Origin of the sequence: Leptolyngbya sp. PL-A3, assembly GCF_039962325.1 — a bacterium.
In the GTDB taxonomy this organism is placed as follows: domain Bacteria; phylum Cyanobacteriota; class Cyanobacteriia; order Elainellales; family Elainellaceae; genus Vacuolonema.
Genome location: NZ_JAMPLB010000019.1, coordinates 17,117 through 35,808, shown reverse-complemented (window position 1 = coordinate 35,808; position 18,692 = coordinate 17,117). Strand labels below are relative to the sequence as shown.

At 52.3% G+C, this 18,692-nt stretch carries 17 protein-coding genes; 8 read left to right on the top strand and 9 right to left on the bottom strand.

Features of this window, described 5'->3' with window-relative positions; genetic code table 11:
• The first annotated feature begins 308 nt into the window (after positions 1-308).
• On the top strand, positions 309-3,038 hold the full coding sequence (locus NDI52_RS15910; RefSeq protein WP_190770710.1) for a GAF domain-containing protein: 2,730 nt from the start codon (positions 309-311) through the stop codon (positions 3,036-3,038).
• Positions 3,039-3,068: 30 nt separating this feature from the next.
• On the opposite strand, the gene NDI52_RS15905 is transcribed toward NDI52_RS15910, so the two are convergent.
• Positions 3,069-3,689: a DUF3611 family protein gene (locus tag NDI52_RS15905; protein ID WP_190770709.1), complete on the bottom strand. Its 621-nt coding sequence runs from the start codon at positions 3,687-3,689 to the stop codon at positions 3,069-3,071.
• A 176-nt stretch (positions 3,690-3,865) separates the two neighbouring features.
• Positions 3,866-4,726, bottom strand: coding sequence for a CPBP family intramembrane glutamic endopeptidase (locus tag NDI52_RS15900; RefSeq protein ID WP_242035660.1), 861 nt, complete (start codon positions 4,724-4,726; stop codon positions 3,866-3,868).
• 213 nt (positions 4,727-4,939) lie between these two features.
• On the opposite strand from NDI52_RS15900, the gene NDI52_RS15895 reads away from it, so the two are divergent.
• Together NDI52_RS15895 and NDI52_RS15890 are read left to right on the top strand one after the other, a co-directional pair.
• A complete protein-coding gene (locus tag NDI52_RS15895) occupies positions 4,940-5,722 on the top strand; it encodes an SAM-dependent chlorinase/fluorinase (RefSeq protein WP_190770715.1) in 783 nt (260 codons plus the stop codon).
• A gap of 81 nt (positions 5,723-5,803) precedes the next feature.
• Positions 5,804-6,787: an ATP-binding cassette domain-containing protein gene (locus NDI52_RS15890; RefSeq protein ID WP_190770708.1), complete on the top strand. Its 984-nt coding sequence runs from the start codon at positions 5,804-5,806 to the stop codon at positions 6,785-6,787.
• A 305-nt stretch (positions 6,788-7,092) separates the two neighbouring features.
• Here NDI52_RS15890 and NDI52_RS15885 read toward each other — a convergent pair whose 3' ends face one another.
• Entirely contained in the window at positions 7,093-7,827 is a 735-nt protein-coding gene (locus NDI52_RS15885; RefSeq protein WP_190770707.1) for a response regulator transcription factor, read from the bottom strand.
• 373 nt (positions 7,828-8,200) lie between these two features.
• Positions 8,201-8,620, bottom strand: a complete 420-nt coding sequence (locus NDI52_RS15880; protein ID WP_190770706.1) for a hypothetical protein — start codon at positions 8,618-8,620, stop codon at positions 8,201-8,203.
• Between the two features lie 97 nt (positions 8,621-8,717).
• Here NDI52_RS15880 and NDI52_RS15875 point away from each other — a divergent pair, with 97 nt between their 5' ends.
• Positions 8,718-9,302, top strand: a complete 585-nt coding sequence (locus tag NDI52_RS15875; protein ID WP_190770705.1) for a TIGR00730 family Rossman fold protein — start codon at positions 8,718-8,720, stop codon at positions 9,300-9,302.
• Positions 9,303-9,386: 84 nt separating this feature from the next.
• Here NDI52_RS15875 and ruvB read toward each other — a convergent pair whose 3' ends face one another.
• A complete protein-coding gene (gene ruvB / locus NDI52_RS15870) occupies positions 9,387-10,547 on the bottom strand; it encodes a Holliday junction branch migration DNA helicase RuvB (protein WP_190770704.1) in 1,161 nt (386 codons plus the stop codon).
• A 256-nt stretch (positions 10,548-10,803) separates the two neighbouring features.
• Between ruvB and NDI52_RS15865 the strand changes: the two genes are divergently transcribed.
• The gene (locus NDI52_RS15865; protein ID WP_190770703.1) at positions 10,804-11,355 is read left to right on the top strand and encodes a hypothetical protein; all 552 of its coding nucleotides are present in this window, start codon (positions 10,804-10,806) and stop codon (positions 11,353-11,355) included.
• Between the two features lie 56 nt (positions 11,356-11,411).
• Entirely contained in the window at positions 11,412-11,840 is a 429-nt protein-coding gene (locus NDI52_RS15860; RefSeq protein ID WP_190770702.1) for a hypothetical protein, read from the top strand.
• On the opposite strand, the gene NDI52_RS15855 is transcribed toward NDI52_RS15860, so the two are convergent.
• Genes NDI52_RS15855 through NDI52_RS15840 form a run of 4 tightly spaced genes read right to left on the bottom strand, consistent with a single transcriptional unit; the run spans position 11,837 to position 16,771 of the window.
• Positions 11,837-13,078: an O-antigen ligase family protein gene (locus tag NDI52_RS15855; protein ID WP_190770701.1), complete on the bottom strand. Its 1,242-nt coding sequence runs from the start codon at positions 13,076-13,078 to the stop codon at positions 11,837-11,839. The two genes, NDI52_RS15860 and NDI52_RS15855, sit on opposite strands and share 4 nt — an antisense overlap.
• A 4-nt stretch (positions 13,079-13,082) precedes the next feature.
• A complete protein-coding gene (gene wbaP, locus NDI52_RS15850; protein ID WP_190770700.1) occupies positions 13,083-14,525 on the bottom strand; it encodes an undecaprenyl-phosphate galactose phosphotransferase WbaP in 1,443 nt (480 codons plus the stop codon).
• A 45-nt stretch (positions 14,526-14,570) separates the two neighbouring features.
• Complete coding sequence (locus tag NDI52_RS15845; protein ID WP_190770699.1) at positions 14,571-15,677, bottom strand: glycosyltransferase family 4 protein; 1,107 nt, start codon at positions 15,675-15,677, stop codon at positions 14,571-14,573.
• A gap of 2 nt (positions 15,678-15,679) precedes the next feature.
• Positions 15,680-16,771, bottom strand: coding sequence for a polysaccharide pyruvyl transferase family protein (locus NDI52_RS15840; RefSeq protein WP_190770698.1), 1,092 nt, complete (start codon positions 16,769-16,771; stop codon positions 15,680-15,682).
• 290 nt (positions 16,772-17,061) lie between these two features.
• Here NDI52_RS15840 and NDI52_RS15835 point away from each other — a divergent pair, with 290 nt between their 5' ends.
• Together NDI52_RS15835 and NDI52_RS15830 are read left to right on the top strand one after the other, a co-directional pair.
• Positions 17,062-17,853, top strand: coding sequence for an ABC transporter permease (locus NDI52_RS15835; protein WP_190770697.1), 792 nt, complete (start codon positions 17,062-17,064; stop codon positions 17,851-17,853).
• Positions 17,850-18,647 carry an ABC transporter ATP-binding protein gene (locus tag NDI52_RS15830; protein ID WP_190770696.1) on the top strand — a complete coding sequence of 266 codons (798 nt, stop codon included), beginning with the start codon at positions 17,850-17,852 and terminating at the stop codon, positions 18,645-18,647. The genes NDI52_RS15835 and NDI52_RS15830 overlap by 4 nt, the downstream gene beginning before the upstream one ends.
• Positions 18,648-18,692: the final 45 nt, after the last annotated feature.

The window sequence follows — 18,692 nt, the reverse complement described above, 5'->3', positions numbered from 1 at the left end:
GGGATGGCTTAGCACTTCTCGGGTAAAACCTTCTTAAAAAGTCGATGAAGAGCGATAGCTTTCTATCATTTGGTATGGGAAGCATCTTGTCTGATCTAGATCTACTGGCTAGAGTCATAGGTAAAAGCATCGTGCTTTTTTCGGCCTGGTCGTAATTTTTTCTTTAAATCTGCATCTGCCCTAGTGATTTCTTGGCCTATCCTGCCCTTAGACCTGCGTCTCACTTTATTGAGTGATGTGAGAAGGAGAAACAGAGTGCGGTATTTTCAGGAAAAGAGGCGATCGCCCCATTATCAGGTTTCATCGCTATGACTCCAACGTCTTCGCATCTACCCGACCGGAACTCAGCCCTCCCCGTGGTGCCAGCCGCTGAAGGGGAGTTGACTGTAGTACCGGTTCAGACGGAGACCCCCTCAATCATTGAACAGGCAGTACAGCGGATGCATCCGCGCGATCGCCAATCCGATAGCATCACGCTCGATGTCACTCCTATTAATGAAGCATCCAAAGATGGTGGGCAGTTGGCGCGTGCTCAGTCTCAAGTACCAGGGTTAGCTTCCCCAGGCAGCTCCTTTTCCAGCTTTCTGGCTCCCCTCACGCAAGACACCTTCCGCCAGGTGGTCACTGATGTTGAAGAACGACTGCGGGTGGTGAACCAGACCCTCTCGATGCTGGATGTGCAGGGGTTTGATGCCATTCTGGAGGAAATGCTGAGCTCCATTACCTTTAAGACGGCGGAACTGTTGAATGCCGATCGAGCCAGCATCTTTCTGTTAGACGAAGAGAAGAACGAACTTTACTCCATCGTGGCGAAAACCGCAGGGGGAGGTACCCTCGAAATCCGCATCCCTGCTGATAAGGGGATCGCAGGAGAGGTGGCTACTTTCCGGCGGGTGGTCAACATCCCCTACGATTTCTACAATGATCCCCGTTCGACCTTCGCCCAAAAAACAGATAAAGAGAACGGCTATCGCACCTACACGATGCTGGCCATGCCCCTACTCAACGACCGGGATGATCTGGTCGCTGTGGTGCAACTGATCAATAAGCTCAAGCCTGGGGTTGATGGAGAATTACCTCTAAATGAAAAAATTGACGATACAGGCTTTACTGCCGATGATGAGCAGGTTTTTCGGGAGTTTGCCCCATCGATTCGCCTGATTCTAGAGTCCTCGCGCTCCTTCTATCTGGCAACTCAGAAGCAGCGGGCCGCCAGCGCTCTGATTGCGGCAACAGAATCCCTTAGCCGTAGCAGCCTTGACCTGGATGACACCCTGAAGCGGGTGATGGACGAGGCGAAAAAGCTAATGAATGCCGATCGCAGTACCCTCTGGCTGCTCGACCACGAACACCATGAGATCTGGACCAAAATTGAAAATGACGATGGTTCCTTAAAGGAGTTGCGCATTCCTATTGGGGTTGGTTTTGCCGGTCAGGTAGCGGAAACAGGGGAGGTGCTCATTATTCCCTTTGATCTCTACGACCATCCGGCTTCAGAAACCTCTAAAAAGTTAGATCAGACCAATCACTATCGCACCTGTAGCTTGCTCTGTATGCCCGTGTTCGCTGATGGGGAACTCATCGGTGTTACCCAGTTGGTGAACAAGAAGAAACAGGGTGACTTACCGCCCTATGATCCGCAGCACTGGCCCGAAGCTCCTGAGTGCTGGCGTGCCAGCTTCAACCGCACGGACCAGGAATTCATGGAGGTGTTCAACATTCAAGCTGGGGTCGCGCTGAAGAATGCCAAGCTGTTTGCCAAGGTGAAGCAGCAGGAGCAGACCCAACGGGATATGTTGCGATCGCTCACCAATGGTGTCATCTCTGTTGATAAAAATGGCATTATTATCGCGGCTAATGAGAGTGCCAAGGAGTTGCTGGGTCTTGATCCAGCCTCCTATCTAGAGGGGCAATCTGTCCGCAAGTTGATGCAGTTGGAAAAGGGAGAGTTCGATCGCTGGGTCGATATGGCCCTGGAAGCCAAGGATGACAAGAGCCGCGAGCAATACTACCCTGACCTGACGCTTCAGGACCTAACGGGTAAAGAACAGCACAGTATCAACCTGTCCATCAACACCATTGCTGATGCCGCCGATGCGACCCAGGTTTCGGGGGCACTGGTGGTCATGGAAGACATCAGTGATGAAAAACGGCTGAAGCTCACCATGTCGCGCTATATGAGTGAAGAAGTGGCGCGTCAGTTGTTCGAGAATCCCGATGCGGCGAAGATGGGGGGCGATCGCAAGGAGGTTTCGGTTCTTTTCTCTGACATTCGCAGCTACACCAGTCTGACGGAAACCATGAGCGCGGAAGAGGTGGTGGTTATGCTAAACCAGTACTTCGAAGCGATGGTGGAAGCTGTATTTAGCTATAAAGGTACCCTGGATAAATACATTGGGGATGCCATTATGGCCGTCTATGGCTCACCCCTACCCCTGGCAGAGCATCAATGGATGGCGGTGCAAACGGCAGTAGAAATGCGGCATCGCTTGGCAGAGTTCAACATTAAACGGGCAGAGAAAGACTTACCCATTATCCGCATTGGGATTGGCTTAAACTCTGATACCGTGATCAGCGGCAACATCGGGTCGAGTAAGCGGATGGAGTTTACGGCGATCGGGGATGGAGTAAACCTGGGCTCTCGTCTGGAAAGTGCCAGTAAGCTTTATGGCACCGATATTGTGCTGAGCGAGTTCACCTACGAACCCTGTGCCGATCGCATCTGGTCTCGTGAACTCGATCGCATCCGGGTGAAGGGCAAAAACCAGCCCATTCGGATCTACGACCTCATGGGTCTACAAGATGAACCGCTGGATGACGTGAAGAAACGCCAAATTGACCTTTATCGTGAAGGTCGCGAACACTATCTTAATCGCCGCTTTGCCAGGGCGATGGCTTCCTTTGCCACGATCCTGGAAGAAATTGATACCAAGGACAAAGCGGCCGAGTTGCACCTGCAACGAATCAATTACTGGCTCAGTAACCCTCCCACAGATGAAACATGGGAAGAGGGTGTGTGGACGATGACCGAGAAATAAAAAAGAGGGGCCGAAGGCCCCTCTTTTTTATTACGCTTGTCGGCTCATCGCTCGTAATAACCAGAGCGATGAAACGATCGCCACAAAGTGAGCCAGTAACACTAGAAAGACGCCCTGGACGGGGAAAATATCGGAGGCGGTGATGAGGCGATCGCCGATTCCTCCCAATGCCGACACGGCCGTAACCTGAAATGCTTTACCTACCAGCGTCCCCACAATGGCAAACCCACCCAGCAGGGTCAGCAACATCCCAACCATATTGAGGGTCAACCCCATCCGCAACTGACGGAACACATCGGTGCGTTTGGGCCGCTTACCGGAATCGTTATCCCGCAGCTTTTTCGCCAGTCGAATATAGGTGTAGGCCCAATAAATGCTGACGTATAACGCAAGGAGCCCTAACCCAATCAACACCAACCCGAATCCTGCGCCAGGGTTACTTTGGGTTGTGACCACGTTGGGGACATTGGGAAGATTGGTGCTAACCGTCGAGCGGTTGGCGAGAAATAAGCTACTGAAAACCAAAACGACGGTAGAAACTGCCCCCAAGACCACCTGTGACCAGAAACTCAACAGACCCGCTCGCCGGAATGCGAGCGCCACACGACGCACAGCAGGGGGAACCGAGTAAGAGTCCAGTTGGCTCGACATAGGGTTCATGGAGGGGAGTCTACACAGTGGTTTTGTTTCAACTATTCTAAACCCCGTTTTGTTGATGCTGTATGCGCTTCGTCACATCGCATTAAGGAGGTTTTTGCATAAGAACTTACCAGGATGTTGGGTGTAATTTCATTGCTGGAAATCTCCTAACAGGAGTGCCTCTGGGTTTAGGAACGTTTCAATGCGGTTAATGGAACGTTGTTAAGCCCTATCAGGACAGCCAGCAAGAGCAATAAACCCATTGCCCCAGCCAGGGGATTACCGTTGATGCCCGTGAGCCAGGAGGGAATGCGATCGCCATACACCACCCAATCTCCGACATCCACCAGGTAATAGCCCCAGACAAGCCCCCCATGCAATCCAATGGATAACCCCAATTGGCCCGTCCGTTGCTTTGCCCGCCCCAAAATTAGACCCAATAACACCAGCCCAAAAAATTGGGGCAGTGTATACAAAACCTGCTCCAAAGGTTTGATGAAATGCAGCGTAGCGAATAGCCCAGCATTCCAAATGGCCGCAGGCCAGGGCCGCAAATCTCGCTGCAACTCATCCAGCCACCAGCCTCGAAATAGCAATTCCTCCACAATCCCAACAGCAATTCCAAGCAGTGCCCCTTGGGTTAGCAGCAGCCCAAAATTGGCTGGAAGTGCATTCCATCTCACCCATCCCAACAGAGTTTCTACACCAAATAACAGAGCAATGAGCCCCAGTCCAACTCCCAGTCCAATCAACCCGGCTCGGCCGTTATTCCAATGCCATCCTAACCCGTAGTACTCAAAGCATTGGGTAACCCCGTGAACCTGTCGCCCCCACACTCGCAGTAACCCTAAGAAGATACCGTAGAGCCCGACCATGACCACAATGGTTTCCAGGGTGAGGTTGTCTACAAGGGTTGACACCACGGCCCATAGAGGTAACCAGAGCAGCAGCAGCAGCAGCCAAAATGCGCCGACTCTTAGATACCAGGGTTTGGGGGCCAGGGCTGTGAGGTAAGTGAGCATGGCGATCGCGGAATGACTCATTGTCATTAACAGTAGGACACAAGGAGTGATGTAGCGCGCTATGCTACCACTCTCCTTGTATCATCACCACCTACTTGAAAAATTCTTGTATGCCAAATAATGGTGCTGATGTAACGCAGGAGCGTTGTCGTCTCAGTCTCTAAGCTCTATTGTTTCAGGGGATGCATTCCACACAAACCCCCTATTGTTGCCTGGAGCCTCACCATGACGACCGAACCCTTGAGTATTTCCTTAATTGCTGACTACGGTACGGGTGACCCTGCCTTTTCGGAAGTGACCCAGCGTCTGCTCATGTATCTGCCCGATGCCCGTATTCACTGGCTATCGGTTCCCCCCTTCAGCACCCTTGCGACAGGTTTTTGGATTGCTCAGTTGGGGCTTAATCCTGGGCCTGCAAATCGCTTGATCTACCACAACTGCGCTCCCCGCAAGGATGACCCAGAGGCCCGTCAGGATAATGAGGGTGAGGGCTTAACCTATGGACTGTTACCCAATGGTGTCAAAGTAGTTGGGGTGAATGCCGGGTACACTTTGTCCTTTATCAAGGAACATGCGACTACCCTGCAAACCGTCAATGTATCTCGGGGAGGCTCTCAATTCCGCTCACGGGATGTGTTTCCTCAGGCGGCGGGGGCGATCGCTCAGGACGACTTCAGCTTATTGGGGGATGTGCTGAACCCCACGAATCTGCCAGATATACCCTTGGGACGCATTGCCTGGGTCGATGGCTACGGCAACCTGAAGACGACCGTTCCTGCTGATCGTGTCAAGCTAGAGCCTCAGTCGCGGGTGTTGATTCGCGTGGGCGATCGCGTCAGTGATGCCGTCTACTCCGATGGCAGCTTTAAGGTTCCCGAAGGTACTCTGGCCTTCGCCCCTGGTAGCTCGGGTTGGGACACCGCTGACCACTCTGTCCGTTGGATGGAAGTCTTCCTTCGGGGTGGCAACGCCTGGGAACGTCTTGGCAGACCTGAAGTTGGCCAAACCATTGCCTATGCCTAGACAATAAAAATATCCCTACTCTCCCGTCTTTCCTACCTCTCGATCGTCATCCTTGCCCCTCCCCTTCACCCCTTTCCCTCCATGTCCCCCATCATCACCGTCGATCGCCTCAACAAGACTTACTCTGTTGCTGTCAAGGAACCCGGTATCAAAGGCACTCTGTCCCACCTATTTCAGCGGCGCTACCGTCCCATCGTGGCGGTCAAAGAGGTGTCCTTTGAGATTGAGCCCGGGGAAATTGTGGGATTTCTGGGGCCAAACGGGGCGGGCAAGACGACCACGCTGAAAATGCTGACGGGGTTAATTTATCCCACCAGTGGTCAGGTCGCGGTGGCAGGCTATAAACCCTTTCGGCGAGAATCGGGTTTTCTACGCACCATTACCCTGGTGATGGGGCAGAAGCAGCAGTTGATCTGGGATTTGCCTACCATGGACTCCCTTCGGATCAATGCTGCTGTGTATGGCATCTCAGATGCAGATCTGCGGCAGAGAGTTGGCGAATTGGCCGAGATGCTGTCCCTCGATCGCCAACTCACCCAACCTGTGCGCAAACTCTCGTTAGGGGAACGCATGAAGGCGGAATTACTGGCAGCCCTGTTGCACCAACCCAAGATCCTGTTTCTGGATGAGCCGACGTTGGGCTTGGATGTGAATGCTCAAACTAGCGTGCGAGATTTTCTCAAAACTTATAACGAACGCTTTCAAGCAACGGTACTACTGACGAGCCACTATATGGCTGATATCACCGCCCTTTGCAAGCGGGTGCTGATGATCCATCAGGGCAAGCTCATCTATGACGGTAGCCTGGAAGAATTATTGGAACGGTTTGCTCCATGCCGCGAGGTGACTGTGGAGATGACTCGGGAGCGATCGCCGGCTGATCTCGCCACCTATGGCGACCTGCAATCTTTAGATGGCCGCGTTGCTCACTACATCGTGCCTCAGGAGCACTTGCCCCAAACCCTTTCCCGCCTCCTTGCCGACCTGGATATCGTCGATCTGACTGTCACAGATCCGCCTGTTGAAGATGTCATTAGCCGTGTCTTTGAGGCCGGAGCGGTGTAATGTTTGAGCTGAACTCTATAGCAATGTGCAAGTGCGTTAAGTACAGAAACGGTGGTGTGGGGCACGAAGTGCCCCACACCACCGTGCTTAGTCAACGTGCACAGCGCTATATTGCTGGTATGTCATTTAGGCCAAAGCAATTTAGGAGCAATGTTCCCAATCGCTCCTGATGGCCTAAATGAGACAAAGGCTATCCATGCTCTAAGACCCGTGTAGAAACGTTATATGCAACGTTTCTACACGGGTCTTGAGAATCTGAAAAGTGCTCGATGCTCAGCATTCACACTTCTTAGGTGACTAGAGTTTTATGAGACAGCATTACTGGTTTCAGCGGTAACCGCCTGGGGCAACTCTAGACAGTACCCAGCACCATAAACTGTTTTGATGTACTTAGGATGGCGGGGATCTGGCTCCAGCTTGGTGCGCAGATGACGAACATGAACCCGAATGGTTTCGATGTCGTCATCAGGGTCGTAGCCCCAAACCTCTTTAAGAATTTCGCTGGGCGAAACGGTCTGCCCGTGACGTTGTAACAAGCAGTGCAGTAATTCAAACTCCAGATGAGTCAGCTTAACAATCTGATCAAACCAAATCGCTTCTAAGCGCTCAGGAACCAGCGTCAGGGGGCCATAATTCAGAATCTCAGCGTGCTTAGCCGCTTGAGGAATGCGGTCAGTGCGGCGGAGTAAGGCGCGCACTCGAGCCAGCATTTCTTCTACTTCAAAGGGTTTGGTGAGGTAATCATCCGCCCCTGCGTTGAACCCTTCGACTTTATCCTGAGTCTGGCTGAGAGCCGTAAGCATGAGGACAGGAATGTCAGCGGTACGCTCGTCACGACGCAAGCGCTGACATACCGTGAACCCATCCACTTTGGGCAGCATCAAGTCCAGCATAATCAGGTCAGGGATGAGCTGGAGTGCCAACGCCTGGCCTTTAATTCCATCAGGGGCACGGCTCACCTCATACCCGGCCATCTCCAGGTTGACTGAAACCAACTCAGAGATAGCGGGATCATCGTCAATAACTAAGATACGAGGCATGTTAAATCGTCTTGAAGAACACTACGTGTTTGAAAACGGCGAATCCCGATAGATTGACCAAGTTTCGTACCAGTCTATGTAAAATTCTAAAGTTTTTCCTCTATTTATGCACCTTTTGGACGCTGCATTATACGCAGTATCCGACTATGGTCTACATCTTTATAATTTTTATTAGCTAGTTTGGAGAAAGTAAAGAATCTACTCAGATTTTTACAAAGTCTACTCTTAAATCCGGAATTTAAGGGCTGTGTGCAAAGCACAAAGCTACCCAAATTAAACGTTACCCAGACTAAAGGGATTGTCTCAGGTTGATTTTGCGATCGAGAGGATAGGTTCTCAAACTGAGCCGCACCCGTTAAGTCCTCCATCTTCATCAATCAATATGAGCCGGTTCCTGGGCACGCTGGTCATAGAGCTGGCTCTGCATCTGCAGGCATTTATCCAGCCAGAGTACCCGAAAATCTGCAACGCTCACCACTCGTCCCATCAGGTCGCCAACGGAGTAAATCTCTGATTCCTCGCACCAGCGTACGCAGATTTGGTAGGCATCCCAATCGAGCGGGTCGGTTTCCCAACGAGCCGTGATTTTGTCGTGGCCCATCAGCCAGGCTGCAAAGGCTCGGGTGTGCCCGTCAGTCAGCACCAGGCGATCGCCCAGACGCCAGATTGGTACCGCTTCCTGAACATCAATGGGATGATGGGCTAACTGATGCATCATCCGTGATAGCTTGTCGGCGTTGATATAGGGCTGGCTGGGTTGAAGGTTTCGGAGGGAAACGCGGAATAGGTGCACGACGAGTCTGGCGAAAGAGCAGAGTAGAAGTAGCTAAGCTTGAAGAAAGAATCGTCCAAAGAAATTGTAGGTCTTACGGGCTTGGAAGGGGTGAGGTATGAGATCCATCTGTGTGTTTTGTGGCTCTAGTATCGGTTCAAATTCGGCATTTCAATCAGCGGCAGTGGAAACGGCAAAGGCGATCGCCCGTCGCAACCTGCGCTTGGTTTATGGTGGCGGTAAGGTGGGTCTCATGGGTGTGCTGGCTGATACCGCTCTGGCAGAAGGAGCTGAAGTGATTGGCGTCATGCCAGAGTTTTTGATGGCCAAAGAAATCGGTCACGATGGGCTGAACCAACTTCATATTGTTTCATCAATGCATGAACGCAAAACTCAGATGTCCGGCATGGCGGATGGATTTATTGCCCTACCGGGTGGCTATGGCACTCTGGAAGAGTTTTGCGAAGTCTTGACCTGGGCTCAATTGGGATTGCATCAGAAACCCTGTGGTCTGCTGAATGTGAACCACTACTACGACCCCCTGCTACAAATGTTTGACCAGGCGATGACGGAAAACTTGATGCGTCCTCGGATGCGATCGCTCGTGCTCACTGCTGACACGCCCAACGCGCTATTGGATGAAATGGAGCGCTATAAGCCCCAATTAGTCAACCAATGGATGCAAAAGGACACTCAGGTATAGCGCTGCCTGGGTCATGTTGCAAACCTCTGGATAGATGGGGTGGAGGCACTTTGTGCCTCCACCCCATCTATCCACAAATGTAAACTACCGCAGAAGCGATAACTGGCTTTCAGGTGGTTCAAAGCCTAAATGTCTCCAGGCTGCAGGAGTTGTCACGCGGCCTCTGGGGGTACGGTTCAGGTAGCCGATTTGCATCAAGTAAGGCTCGTACACCTCCTCAATGGTTTGAGCGTCCTCTCCAGTGGCAGCGGCCAGAGTATCAAGGCCAACTGGCCCGCCTCCGTAGTGTTCAATAATGACACTGAGCATCCGGCGGTCTGTCCAATCCAACCCGCAAGGGTCAACGTTAAATAGTTCTAATGCTTCAGCCGCGATCGCCTCATCAACGGCTGTATTAGGCCGTTTTACCTGCACATAGTCCCGCACCCGCCGTAGCAGGCGGTTCGCAATCCGAGGCGTGCCCCGAGCTCGGCGAGCAATTTCGGCTGCTCCATCCCGCTCAATAGAGGTTCTGAGGATCTTGGCAGCCCGCAAAACAATCTCAGTCAGTTCGTCAATTTCGTAGAAGCGTAGGCGTTGTACCAGACCAAAGCGATCGCGCAAGGGTGAGGTCAGCGCTCCCACCCGAGTTGTGGCTCCCACCAGGGTAAATTGTTGTAGCGGAATACTCCGGGTTCGAGCGCTCTGACCTTTGCCAATGGTGATGTCAATCCGTGAGTCTTCCATGGCCGGATATAGAATCTCTTCCGTCATCCGGGATAGGCGATGGATTTCGTCGATAAACAACAGATCTCCTGGTTTCAGGTTAACGAGCAGCCCAACAATGTCACGGGGGCGCTCCAAAGCAGGAGCGGTGGTAATTTTGCAATCCACCTTCATCTCAGCAGCCAGAATTAACGCCATGGTTGTTTTTCCCAACCCTGGCGGGCCATATAGCAGTAGGTGATCGAGCGGTTCCTGTCGCGCTTGGGCCGCCTGAATGGCGATCGCCAGTACCTCTTTCAAGTCCTTCTGTCCGACATATTCTGCCAAACGCTGAGGCCGTAACCCCTCTTCAGACTTTCCTGTGTCCTCGGGCTGTCGTTCGGGCTGCAAAATTTCCTCAGCAGGGGTATTCTGCTGAAGTGAGGCCAAAGGAAGGTCCGGCTGGATGGGCGCTGGTGCTTGCTTGGCCCGACGGCTGGTTTGCCCTGAAGGGGAGGGCTCGGGTTCGGGAGTGATGGGTTTGGAAGAGATGATCGCCATATCACTCGGAGGTGAGCAGGATTATTAGAATACTAATGCACTATTGAAGCCCTTAAAATGCATTCGTTCCCGGAAAATACCTTAAAGCTGAAACTTTTACGACAAAGGCGTTTCATGAAACCTCTCTGCCATAAAAGTTTCAGCCCATCATAACGCTGTTACATAGAGCGGTACTTTGTACTCCTTGCCGGAGGGAGTACCGGTGCAATGTTGAGTGATAGATGATAGGGATGGCAGATGACGAGGGAGAATAGCGATGAATATTCCAACAACGGTAAGTTTTGAAGAGGCGATCGCCCACACCCATCAGCTCATGGAGGCTCTAGAGCAGGAAGCCCTGACGGATGCTGAAATTGAACATACTCTGGCCCAATTAGTTAGTACCGAAAATGGCGCTCGGGGCTTCTTTGTGACCTACCTGACAGACGATCGCCCCCTGGCAGACCACCCTTCTGAAGCGGTTCTTACGTCTCTAAAATCTTCACCTGATATTGTCTCGGAGTTGTTAGTGAAGAACCTGGCCATGTCGTCGGCAATGGCGATCGCCCACCGCCGCAACAACAACGAAGACATGGCGCAGGGCTCTGACCGGGTGCGAACTCGTACGCTCAATCTGGTACAACAGCTTCAATTACCCCAGATTGCCACCAAGCTACAGCAGCTAAATGAGAGCGCTACCACTGGCCAGGGGGTTTATCAATCCTTCCTGGATCGATGGAATTACGATGCTGAGCAACGGCAGGTCATTCAAGTGGCGACGCAGGAGGCGGTAAGGCAGGAGGCAGACGGGGAGCAGGGAAGCGTTTGAGGCGTGAGGGCGTCCTGAGAAATTGATTTTTTTGCGATTTGAAGGGAGGGGCAACCATGACAATTGGGTTGCAGAATTGGCTAGGCCAGCAGGTGGTTGATAATACGCTGTCACCGGTGCGCTCGGCGCTGGATCAGTGGTTGGCGGAGCATGGGTGGATTCTATTTCTGGTGAATCATCCCCTGGTGCTGTTGGGGCTACTGCTGCTGGGGTTGTTTCTGATTTCGGGAGTGTGGCGGGCCCTCAGCCGACTGAGTGAGAATTTGTGGATTTTTATCGTGGGTCTGCCGTTTCAAGTGCTTGGATGGTTCGGCTTACGGGGAATTTCGTTGCTAAAACAGCGGACACAGCCACGCGTTAGCGGAGCACCCTCCCAGGAGAATCGCCTGACGGAATTGCTGAATCGCCTGGATGCATTGCGTGAAGAACAGGAGACAGTGCTGAAGGAAGTGCGATCGCTCCTGGAGCAATCCCCTCAACGTTAATCAGGGCTCACCTTACTCTTCCAAAACTGGCCAAAGAACCACAACCCTGACAACGTCAACCAATTCAAGATGTGTACGCGGCCATCAAAAAGGGTGACATCCAAGAACCCATAGGCAAAACAACCCCAGAAGCCCAAACCGTAGGCTAGCAACACACCGTTTTCTACAGGGGGGAATTGTTGGCTGAGCCAGACTCGCGCTGCCCGGTAGCAAATATAGCCAACAAACAACGTAACCAACGCGGTCACAATCAGGCCCATCTCGCTCCCCAGCAGCAACCAGATATTGTGGGGATGAAACATTTTGGGATAGTTCACCGGGTCAAAGGTACGGGGAGGAAACAGAACCTTATAATTTCCTGGCCCCCACCCTAGCCAGGGGCGTTCGCGGATCAGGTCGATGGCAACTCCCCAGGCTCCAGTGCGAGGGTCTTTCGCCCAGTTGTCGGAGAGCGATCGCCCCCCAACTCCAAACAAAACGGCACCTCCTGCCACAGCCACCAGACCGATAAGGCCGCTAAGTAAGAGTGTGAGATTGATGCGGGTTAGCAGCAGAAACACACCAATTTGCGAAATGGCGACCAGTAAACCATTGCGGGAGCCTGAGGCAAAAATTCCGATGAGGCAGGAGAAGGTAGCAGCCAGCAGCCAGAGGTTCTGACGCGTCAGGAGAGTGCGTTCCCTTTGCTGCCCCAACTGGCTGAGCAGCAAGCCCAAGCCTAGACCAAAAACAATGACCAGGTAGCTAGCAAAGGCATTGGGATGATCGAAGGTAACCACTGCCCGCCCCCGATGAGGCTCCAACCGTAAGGCTTCTATCCAGGGAATTGTTTGCCAGGCTAGCGGTAGGGCAGGAGACTTGAGGCCATATTCCACCAGGCTCAGCAAGTTGAGAGGAAGAATGGTAAGAACCAGATCTGTTGCCGCTTGCTGCCAGTGCTCAATGCGATGGAATACAAGGGGTGCTACGGCGAAAAAGAGGAAGTAGGGCAAGAAGTTGCCCAGTTGCAGAAAGGCCTCTGGACGGCTATAGGCTACGGTGCTACTGAGCACCATCAAACCTATTATCAGGAGTAGGGCTCGGCCTGTGAAGGAATCGAGTGCCGTGCGTTTGGCTTGGCAGGTTATGAGGGTAACAACCAGGATGCCCAGAAAACCCAGGTAGGAGGCGTAGGGCAATAACACGAGACTGGCTCGTAGAACTTTACGAAGAGACGGAGAAGGCGATACCGCCGTCATAACATCAGTACGCCCCTTCGCCCGATATAACCACCCAAACGGTGCGGATCAGGATGTATAGATCGAGCCAAACTGACCAGTTGCGGACGTAATAAGCATCCAGGTTGACCCGCTCCTCATACGGTAGGTTGTTGCGTCCGGAGACTTGCCATAACCCGGTCAACCCCGGCGTCACTTTGGTATAGAGGGAAAATTTGTCACCATAGCGCTCGATCTCTTCCGTGACGATAGGACGTGGCCCTACTAAGCTCATCTCGCCTCGTAGAATATTCCACAACTGCGGAAGTTCATCCAGGCTAGTTTGCCGCAGAAATCGCCCAACCCGTGTTACACGAGGGTCATTCCGCAGTTTCTGATTCAATTCCCAATCTTCCCGTAGCTCAGGATGCTGGTTGAGGTAATCCTTCAGGACGGTGTCCGCGTTCTGAACCATAGAGCGAAACTTCCACGCTTTGAATAGCTGGCCATTTTGTCCAATACGGCTCTGCCGATAAAAAATGGGGCCAGGGGAATCCAGGCGAATAAGCAGAGCAATTAACAGAAAAATGGGCAGAATAAAAAGCCCACCGATCAGAGTCGTCAAACGATCGATGAGAAACTTCATCAGACGTGGACCGGGAAGCAAGAGCTGTTGCCGGATTTCCAGCCCCAGAATTCCTCCCATGTCTTTAGCGGCTACCCAGAGGCTAGAGAACCCGAACAGGTCGGGAATGATCAGCAGGTGGGCAAAGGTTTGACCGTATTGTTCTAGCAGGCTGAGGAGCCGCTCGCGTGGTACCCCTGGCATGGCCACAATCGCGTAGGGGATATGGCGAGCTCTGGCGATCGTTGGGGCCAGCTCCAGTCCTCCCAAAACAGGAATGTCTAAGAGAGAACCGTGCTTCTCGGGGTCATCGTCCAGGAGGGCAACAGGCTTGAGCCCGATCCGGGGGCGGCGCTGTAGTGTACGAACCACCATCTCCCCAGTTTTTCCGGCTCCCAGGATGATCACCGGGTAGCCCCACCAGCGCTGTCGGGCAAAAAAATGGCGGCTCAAGGCACGACCCGCCAGTACCAGTACGATGGATAGAAACCAGGATGTTAGAAAAATACCCCGGGAATAAACTTCGCCCTCTTCTTGTAGAAATACGGTTGACCCCAAAACGAAATAGACCAGACTGGTGGAAATGCTCACACGTCGCAATTCATCCACCGGGCTGATCGCTACGCCAGGATATAGACCCGAAGCCGCATAAGCGACGACAAAGAGACCTGAAACCGGTAGGAGCTGCCAGTATAGGGTCGGTGCAAAGTTTCCATGCAGCAGCAGGCGCACCCAAAAACTCACTAGCCCAGCAGTACCCAGGGCTAGCAAATCGGTCATGATGGTGACGGCAACTGTCGGTGCTGATCGCGTTGAAACGCGCAGCCCGGACAGTGTAGGTCTTGAAGCTCGGTCTAGCTGCATTAAATTTAATTACTACTCCTCACGCTTTAAATTTATGCCATGCTGTCACCGAAATTCTGTCCACCGTTGGTCAACAAATTGAAAAAACTCTCGCCGAAAGCGATCGGGAGCAAAACGTTCGGCGTGGAGACGGAGGACTTCTATATCAAAGGATTGAGCTTGTGTTTCAAAGAACTGTACAGCTTCTACTAAACATTCGACAGTTTGTTGTGGAAACAGGATCCCAGTTTTTCCGGGAATCACCGTTTCAGTTGCACCCCCTTTACCGTAAGCGATGACTGGAGCGCCTGCCGCTTGTGCTTCTACAACGGTGATGCCAAAATCCTCTTCTGCCGGAAATACAAAGGCTTTGCAGCGTTGCAGGTAATCTTCCACGACATCGTCGGGTTGTCGCCCCAGCAGTTGAACATTAGCAGCCGCGATCGCTTCCACCCGTTTCCGATCCGGCCCATCCCCAATGACCACCAGGGGTAAGCCCAGTCGGTTAAAGGCTTCTACGGTCAGATCTACCCGTTTGTAGGGCACAAATCGGGACACCGTTAAATAAAACTCCTCTCGATCCGGGTTCGGTCGAAACCGATCCACCGAGACGGGAGGATAGATGACTGTTGCGTCCCGACGGTAGGTCTTTTGCACTCGGCGGGCAACAAAGTGAGAGTTTGCCAGAAAGTGATCCACTCGGCTGACGGTCGCCAGATCCCACAGCCGCAGGTAGTGAAGGATGATCGCTGCGGCGATCGCCCCCACCCCCTTCTTCAACCCCGCCCCCTGCAAGTACTGCTGCTGCAAATCCCAGGCATAGCGAATGGGGGTGTGGATGTAGCTGATGTGGAGTTGGTCAGCTCGGGTCAGTACCCCCTTAGCAACCGCATGATTGCTTGACAGAATTACGTCGTATCCCTCCAGGTCGAACTGCTCGATCGCCAGAGGCATGAGCGGCAAATACTTACGAAAGTGCCCCTGAGCAAAGGGTAAGTTTTGCAGGAACGATGTGGTAACAGGGCGATGTTGAATGAAAAATCGTAGCTCCTCGGACAGAAAATCTACCAGGCTAAACAGGTCAGCCTCTGGAAAAGTCTGGAGCATCTGTTCACAGACCTGTTCAGACCCTGCATAGGTGACAAGCCATTCGTGGATAACTGCCGTTTTCATGCCTATAACCGAATTTTTGAGAGAATCGAGTGCCCCTGAAAGGGCTCTCCGCTCAGAGGGTTAAATGCTAGAGGAAGTGGAAACGCTTCTAGAAAAGCGTCTGGTGACCATTCGATCGGTTCCCAATTCTTGGTGACAACCTCGATGACCCGCTCCCAGTTGGTCCGCTGGTGCCTGTCCTGCCGATAGACAAAGCGCTGGGTTGCCCCTATACCCCAATAAAAATCTCGAATGCGGTAGTCAATCTTCGTCTGGGGGAACATCATCGACATCACGTCACCACCTTTGCCTCGATAGTGGAGATAAGCACAGGGAATGCCGTAGGCTTCTGCAATGACCAGACCATGCAGGCTGGTGCTCACAATACACTTGCAAGCCGTAATTTCGTCAATTAAGTTGGCGATCGCCTCAATACTATTGGGAGTGACGAAGGTATTAAAGAACCGCACCTGTGGTTCCATGGTCGGGGAAATCCAATAGCGCTTCAAATTAGGGCGCACAGGTGCATGGGCGCGAGATTCCTGAAGTTCCGAGATATGAACAACAACTCCCAGGTCGTAGCGCTTCTGAGAGGCCCCAGGAAAAAGGCTGGGTAAAAACCAGACGGGGTCACCGTAAACAGCAGGGATTTCGATGCCAAACTTTTGAAAGACTCGTGCGCTAGCCGGCCCTCGCAGGGCGTGAACTTTCACGGTGGTGTCGGGAGGAATTGTATAAAGCCCTGGTGCATCTTTTGGCCCCCGAGCCGGGTTAAACCCCGTCCCCCAATAATGAACGGTTCCCCCCACAAACTTATGGCCAATGGTGCCTACGCAGGCGAGCCGTTCCGTCTGCGACTCGAAGCGGTGATAAGCAATTGGTAAGCCAGATAAAGCACTGACAATAATGGGGCTGAGGGCATCTCCAAGGTTGGCGTCAGGGTTATTGGGTGTCGTCGCAGCCCAGGTCAAAGGCACTACGTATCCCCTATCATCCAGTTGGGGCAGCATTGTAGCTTTGCTACCAGGCTCAGCCAGGGGAGCCCGTGGGCGAAATAGATTTGCGACGGAGTCCGCAACCATCCGTTTTGGAAACTTTCGGAGGGGTGTCAGCATGGAATTTGCACCAAGGAACCAAATTTCAACAGGGGAAGCTTGTTACAGTAGACTATCATCATGAACTTTTGATTCACTGGGTAATCTTACTTAGTGGATTAAGAATCGATACGTTAGGTATTTGCGACCGCCAGTCTAGGGAGAATTGCGGATCCGCTGAAAGTGCGGGAGATACACATTGCCCCTAATGTTCTAATTTTCCTGCGTGAGTAGCTTAGGTGATCTGTAATCTTGTCCGGGTTACAGAGATCAGTGGTGTGATATGTAGTGAACGAGGCAGAATCAGACGCATGATTGGGATACCAAAATGGGGCGATCGCCGCAGCCTGGAGAGTTACTGGGATCTGCTGGTGCTTCTGGTGCAAAAAGAATTGAAGGTACGCTACAAGAAGAACGTTCTGGGCTACGTCTGGTCGATTGCGAATCCTCTGGCCTTTGCCTTTGTCTACTTCTTCGCCTTTAAAGTTGTAATGCGCATTAACACGGAGGCTTACCCTCTGGTGTTACTCTCCGGGCTCTTTCCCTGGCAGTGGTATGCCAACACCATTACAACGGCACCCAATTACTTTATTAGTACATCGGCCATTATTCGTAAGGTCAGCTTCCCCCTCAGCACAATTCCGCTGGCCGCAACCCTCAACAACATGCTGCACTTCCTGTTTTCAGTGCCAGTGCTCGTGTTGATGCTCTTCTTTTATCATCGGATGCCGACGGTAAACTGGATTTATGGATTGCCGTTGCTCATTGTGATTCAAACCACAACGCTCTATGGCATCTCCCTGATGCTATCGGCCCTCAACCTGTTTCTGCGAGATATTGAACGGGTTGCTCAAATCATCGCTCAGTTTGCCTTTTTCTTTACCCCCATTGTCTATACCGTCGATTTAATTCCCGATCGCTACCTCGTTCTTCTCCCCCTTAACCCAGCGGCTCCCCTCATGGTTAGCTGGCGTGACTTGATTCTGAACGGTCAATTTGACTGGATGTATGTCTCGATTAGCGCTGGTTATGCCCTGCTATTTCTAGGGCTGGGCTACTGGGTATTTAGCAAATTGTCCTATCGTTTTGCGGAAGTGGCATGAGAGAGCCCGTTATTGCATTTGACCAGGTGTCGAAGTCTTATCCCTTTTACCACCATGTACGAGGGATTAAACACCTACTTTTTAACCTACCCCGCAACGTGAAATCGTTTCAGCAGAACCAATACGAGGCTCTGCGCGATATTTCCTTTGAGGTTTATAAAGGGGAGCAGTTTGGCATCATCGGCCACAACGGTGCTGGAAAAAGCACAACTTTGCAATTGATTGCAGGGGTGTTGCGGCCGACCTCCGGGCGGATTGTTGTGCGGGGTCGTATTTCCCCTCTTCTGGCTCTGGGGGCTGGCTTCCATCCAGACCTGACGGGGCGTGAGAACGTCATTTTCAACGGCGTACTCATGGGCTTAACTCGGCGCGAAGTGATGGCCCGCCTGGAGGAAATTGTAGAATTCTCTGAGCTGGGTGATTTTATCGATCGCTCCATCCGTTCTTATTCCAATGGGATGCTGGCCCGACTGGGATTTTCCGTGGTGGCTCACCTGGATCCAGAAATTCTGCTGATCGATGAGGTCCTGGGGGTCGGTGATATCCGCTTCCGCCAGAAATGCATCAAAAAGATGATGGAATTTAAGAACAACAAAGTCACGATGGTGCTGGTGACCCACTCGGTTAATAGCGTGATGCAGATTTGCGAACGCGCCATGTGGATTGAGGATCACACCGTCAAGATGATTGGTGATTCTCAAAAAGTGGCTAGGCTCTATTGTGAAGCGGCGGGTGTTCCTCTCAATTCTCAAGAAAACGTGGGAATGGCTGAGTTGGAAGCCCCAGCTATCTAACACGGCTTAGTAGGAGTTGTCTCTCATCCCCGGAGAACTGATGAG

Coding starts and splice junctions, on each gene's coding strand:
- NDI52_RS15910 (WP_190770710.1), top strand. CDS start 309: ATGACTCCAACGTCTTCGCATCTACCCGACCGGAACTCAGCCCTCCCC.
- NDI52_RS15905 (WP_190770709.1), bottom strand. CDS start 3,689: ATGTCGAGCCAACTGGACTCTTACTCGGTTCCCCCTGCTGTGCGTCGT.
- NDI52_RS15900 (WP_242035660.1), bottom strand. CDS start 4,726: ATGACAATGAGTCATTCCGCGATCGCCATGCTCACTTACCTCACAGCC.
- NDI52_RS15890 (WP_190770708.1), top strand. CDS start 5,804: ATGTCCCCCATCATCACCGTCGATCGCCTCAACAAGACTTACTCTGTT.
- NDI52_RS15885 (WP_190770707.1), bottom strand. CDS start 7,827: ATGCCTCGTATCTTAGTTATTGACGATGATCCCGCTATCTCTGAGTTG.
- NDI52_RS15875 (WP_190770705.1), top strand. CDS start 8,718: ATGAGATCCATCTGTGTGTTTTGTGGCTCTAGTATCGGTTCAAATTCG.
- ruvB (WP_190770704.1), bottom strand. CDS start 10,547: ATGGCGATCATCTCTTCCAAACCCATCACTCCCGAACCCGAGCCCTCC.
- NDI52_RS15865 (WP_190770703.1), top strand. CDS start 10,804: ATGAATATTCCAACAACGGTAAGTTTTGAAGAGGCGATCGCCCACACC.
- NDI52_RS15860 (WP_190770702.1), top strand. CDS start 11,412: ATGACAATTGGGTTGCAGAATTGGCTAGGCCAGCAGGTGGTTGATAAT.
- NDI52_RS15855 (WP_190770701.1), bottom strand. CDS start 13,078: ATGACGGCGGTATCGCCTTCTCCGTCTCTTCGTAAAGTTCTACGAGCC.
- wbaP (WP_190770700.1), bottom strand. CDS start 14,525: ATGCAGCTAGACCGAGCTTCAAGACCTACACTGTCCGGGCTGCGCGTT.
- NDI52_RS15845 (WP_190770699.1), bottom strand. CDS start 15,677: ATGAAAACGGCAGTTATCCACGAATGGCTTGTCACCTATGCAGGGTCT.
- NDI52_RS15840 (WP_190770698.1), bottom strand. CDS start 16,771: ATGCTGACACCCCTCCGAAAGTTTCCAAAACGGATGGTTGCGGACTCC.
- NDI52_RS15835 (WP_190770697.1), top strand. CDS start 17,062: ATGATTGGGATACCAAAATGGGGCGATCGCCGCAGCCTGGAGAGTTAC.
- NDI52_RS15830 (WP_190770696.1), top strand. CDS start 17,850: ATGAGAGAGCCCGTTATTGCATTTGACCAGGTGTCGAAGTCTTATCCC.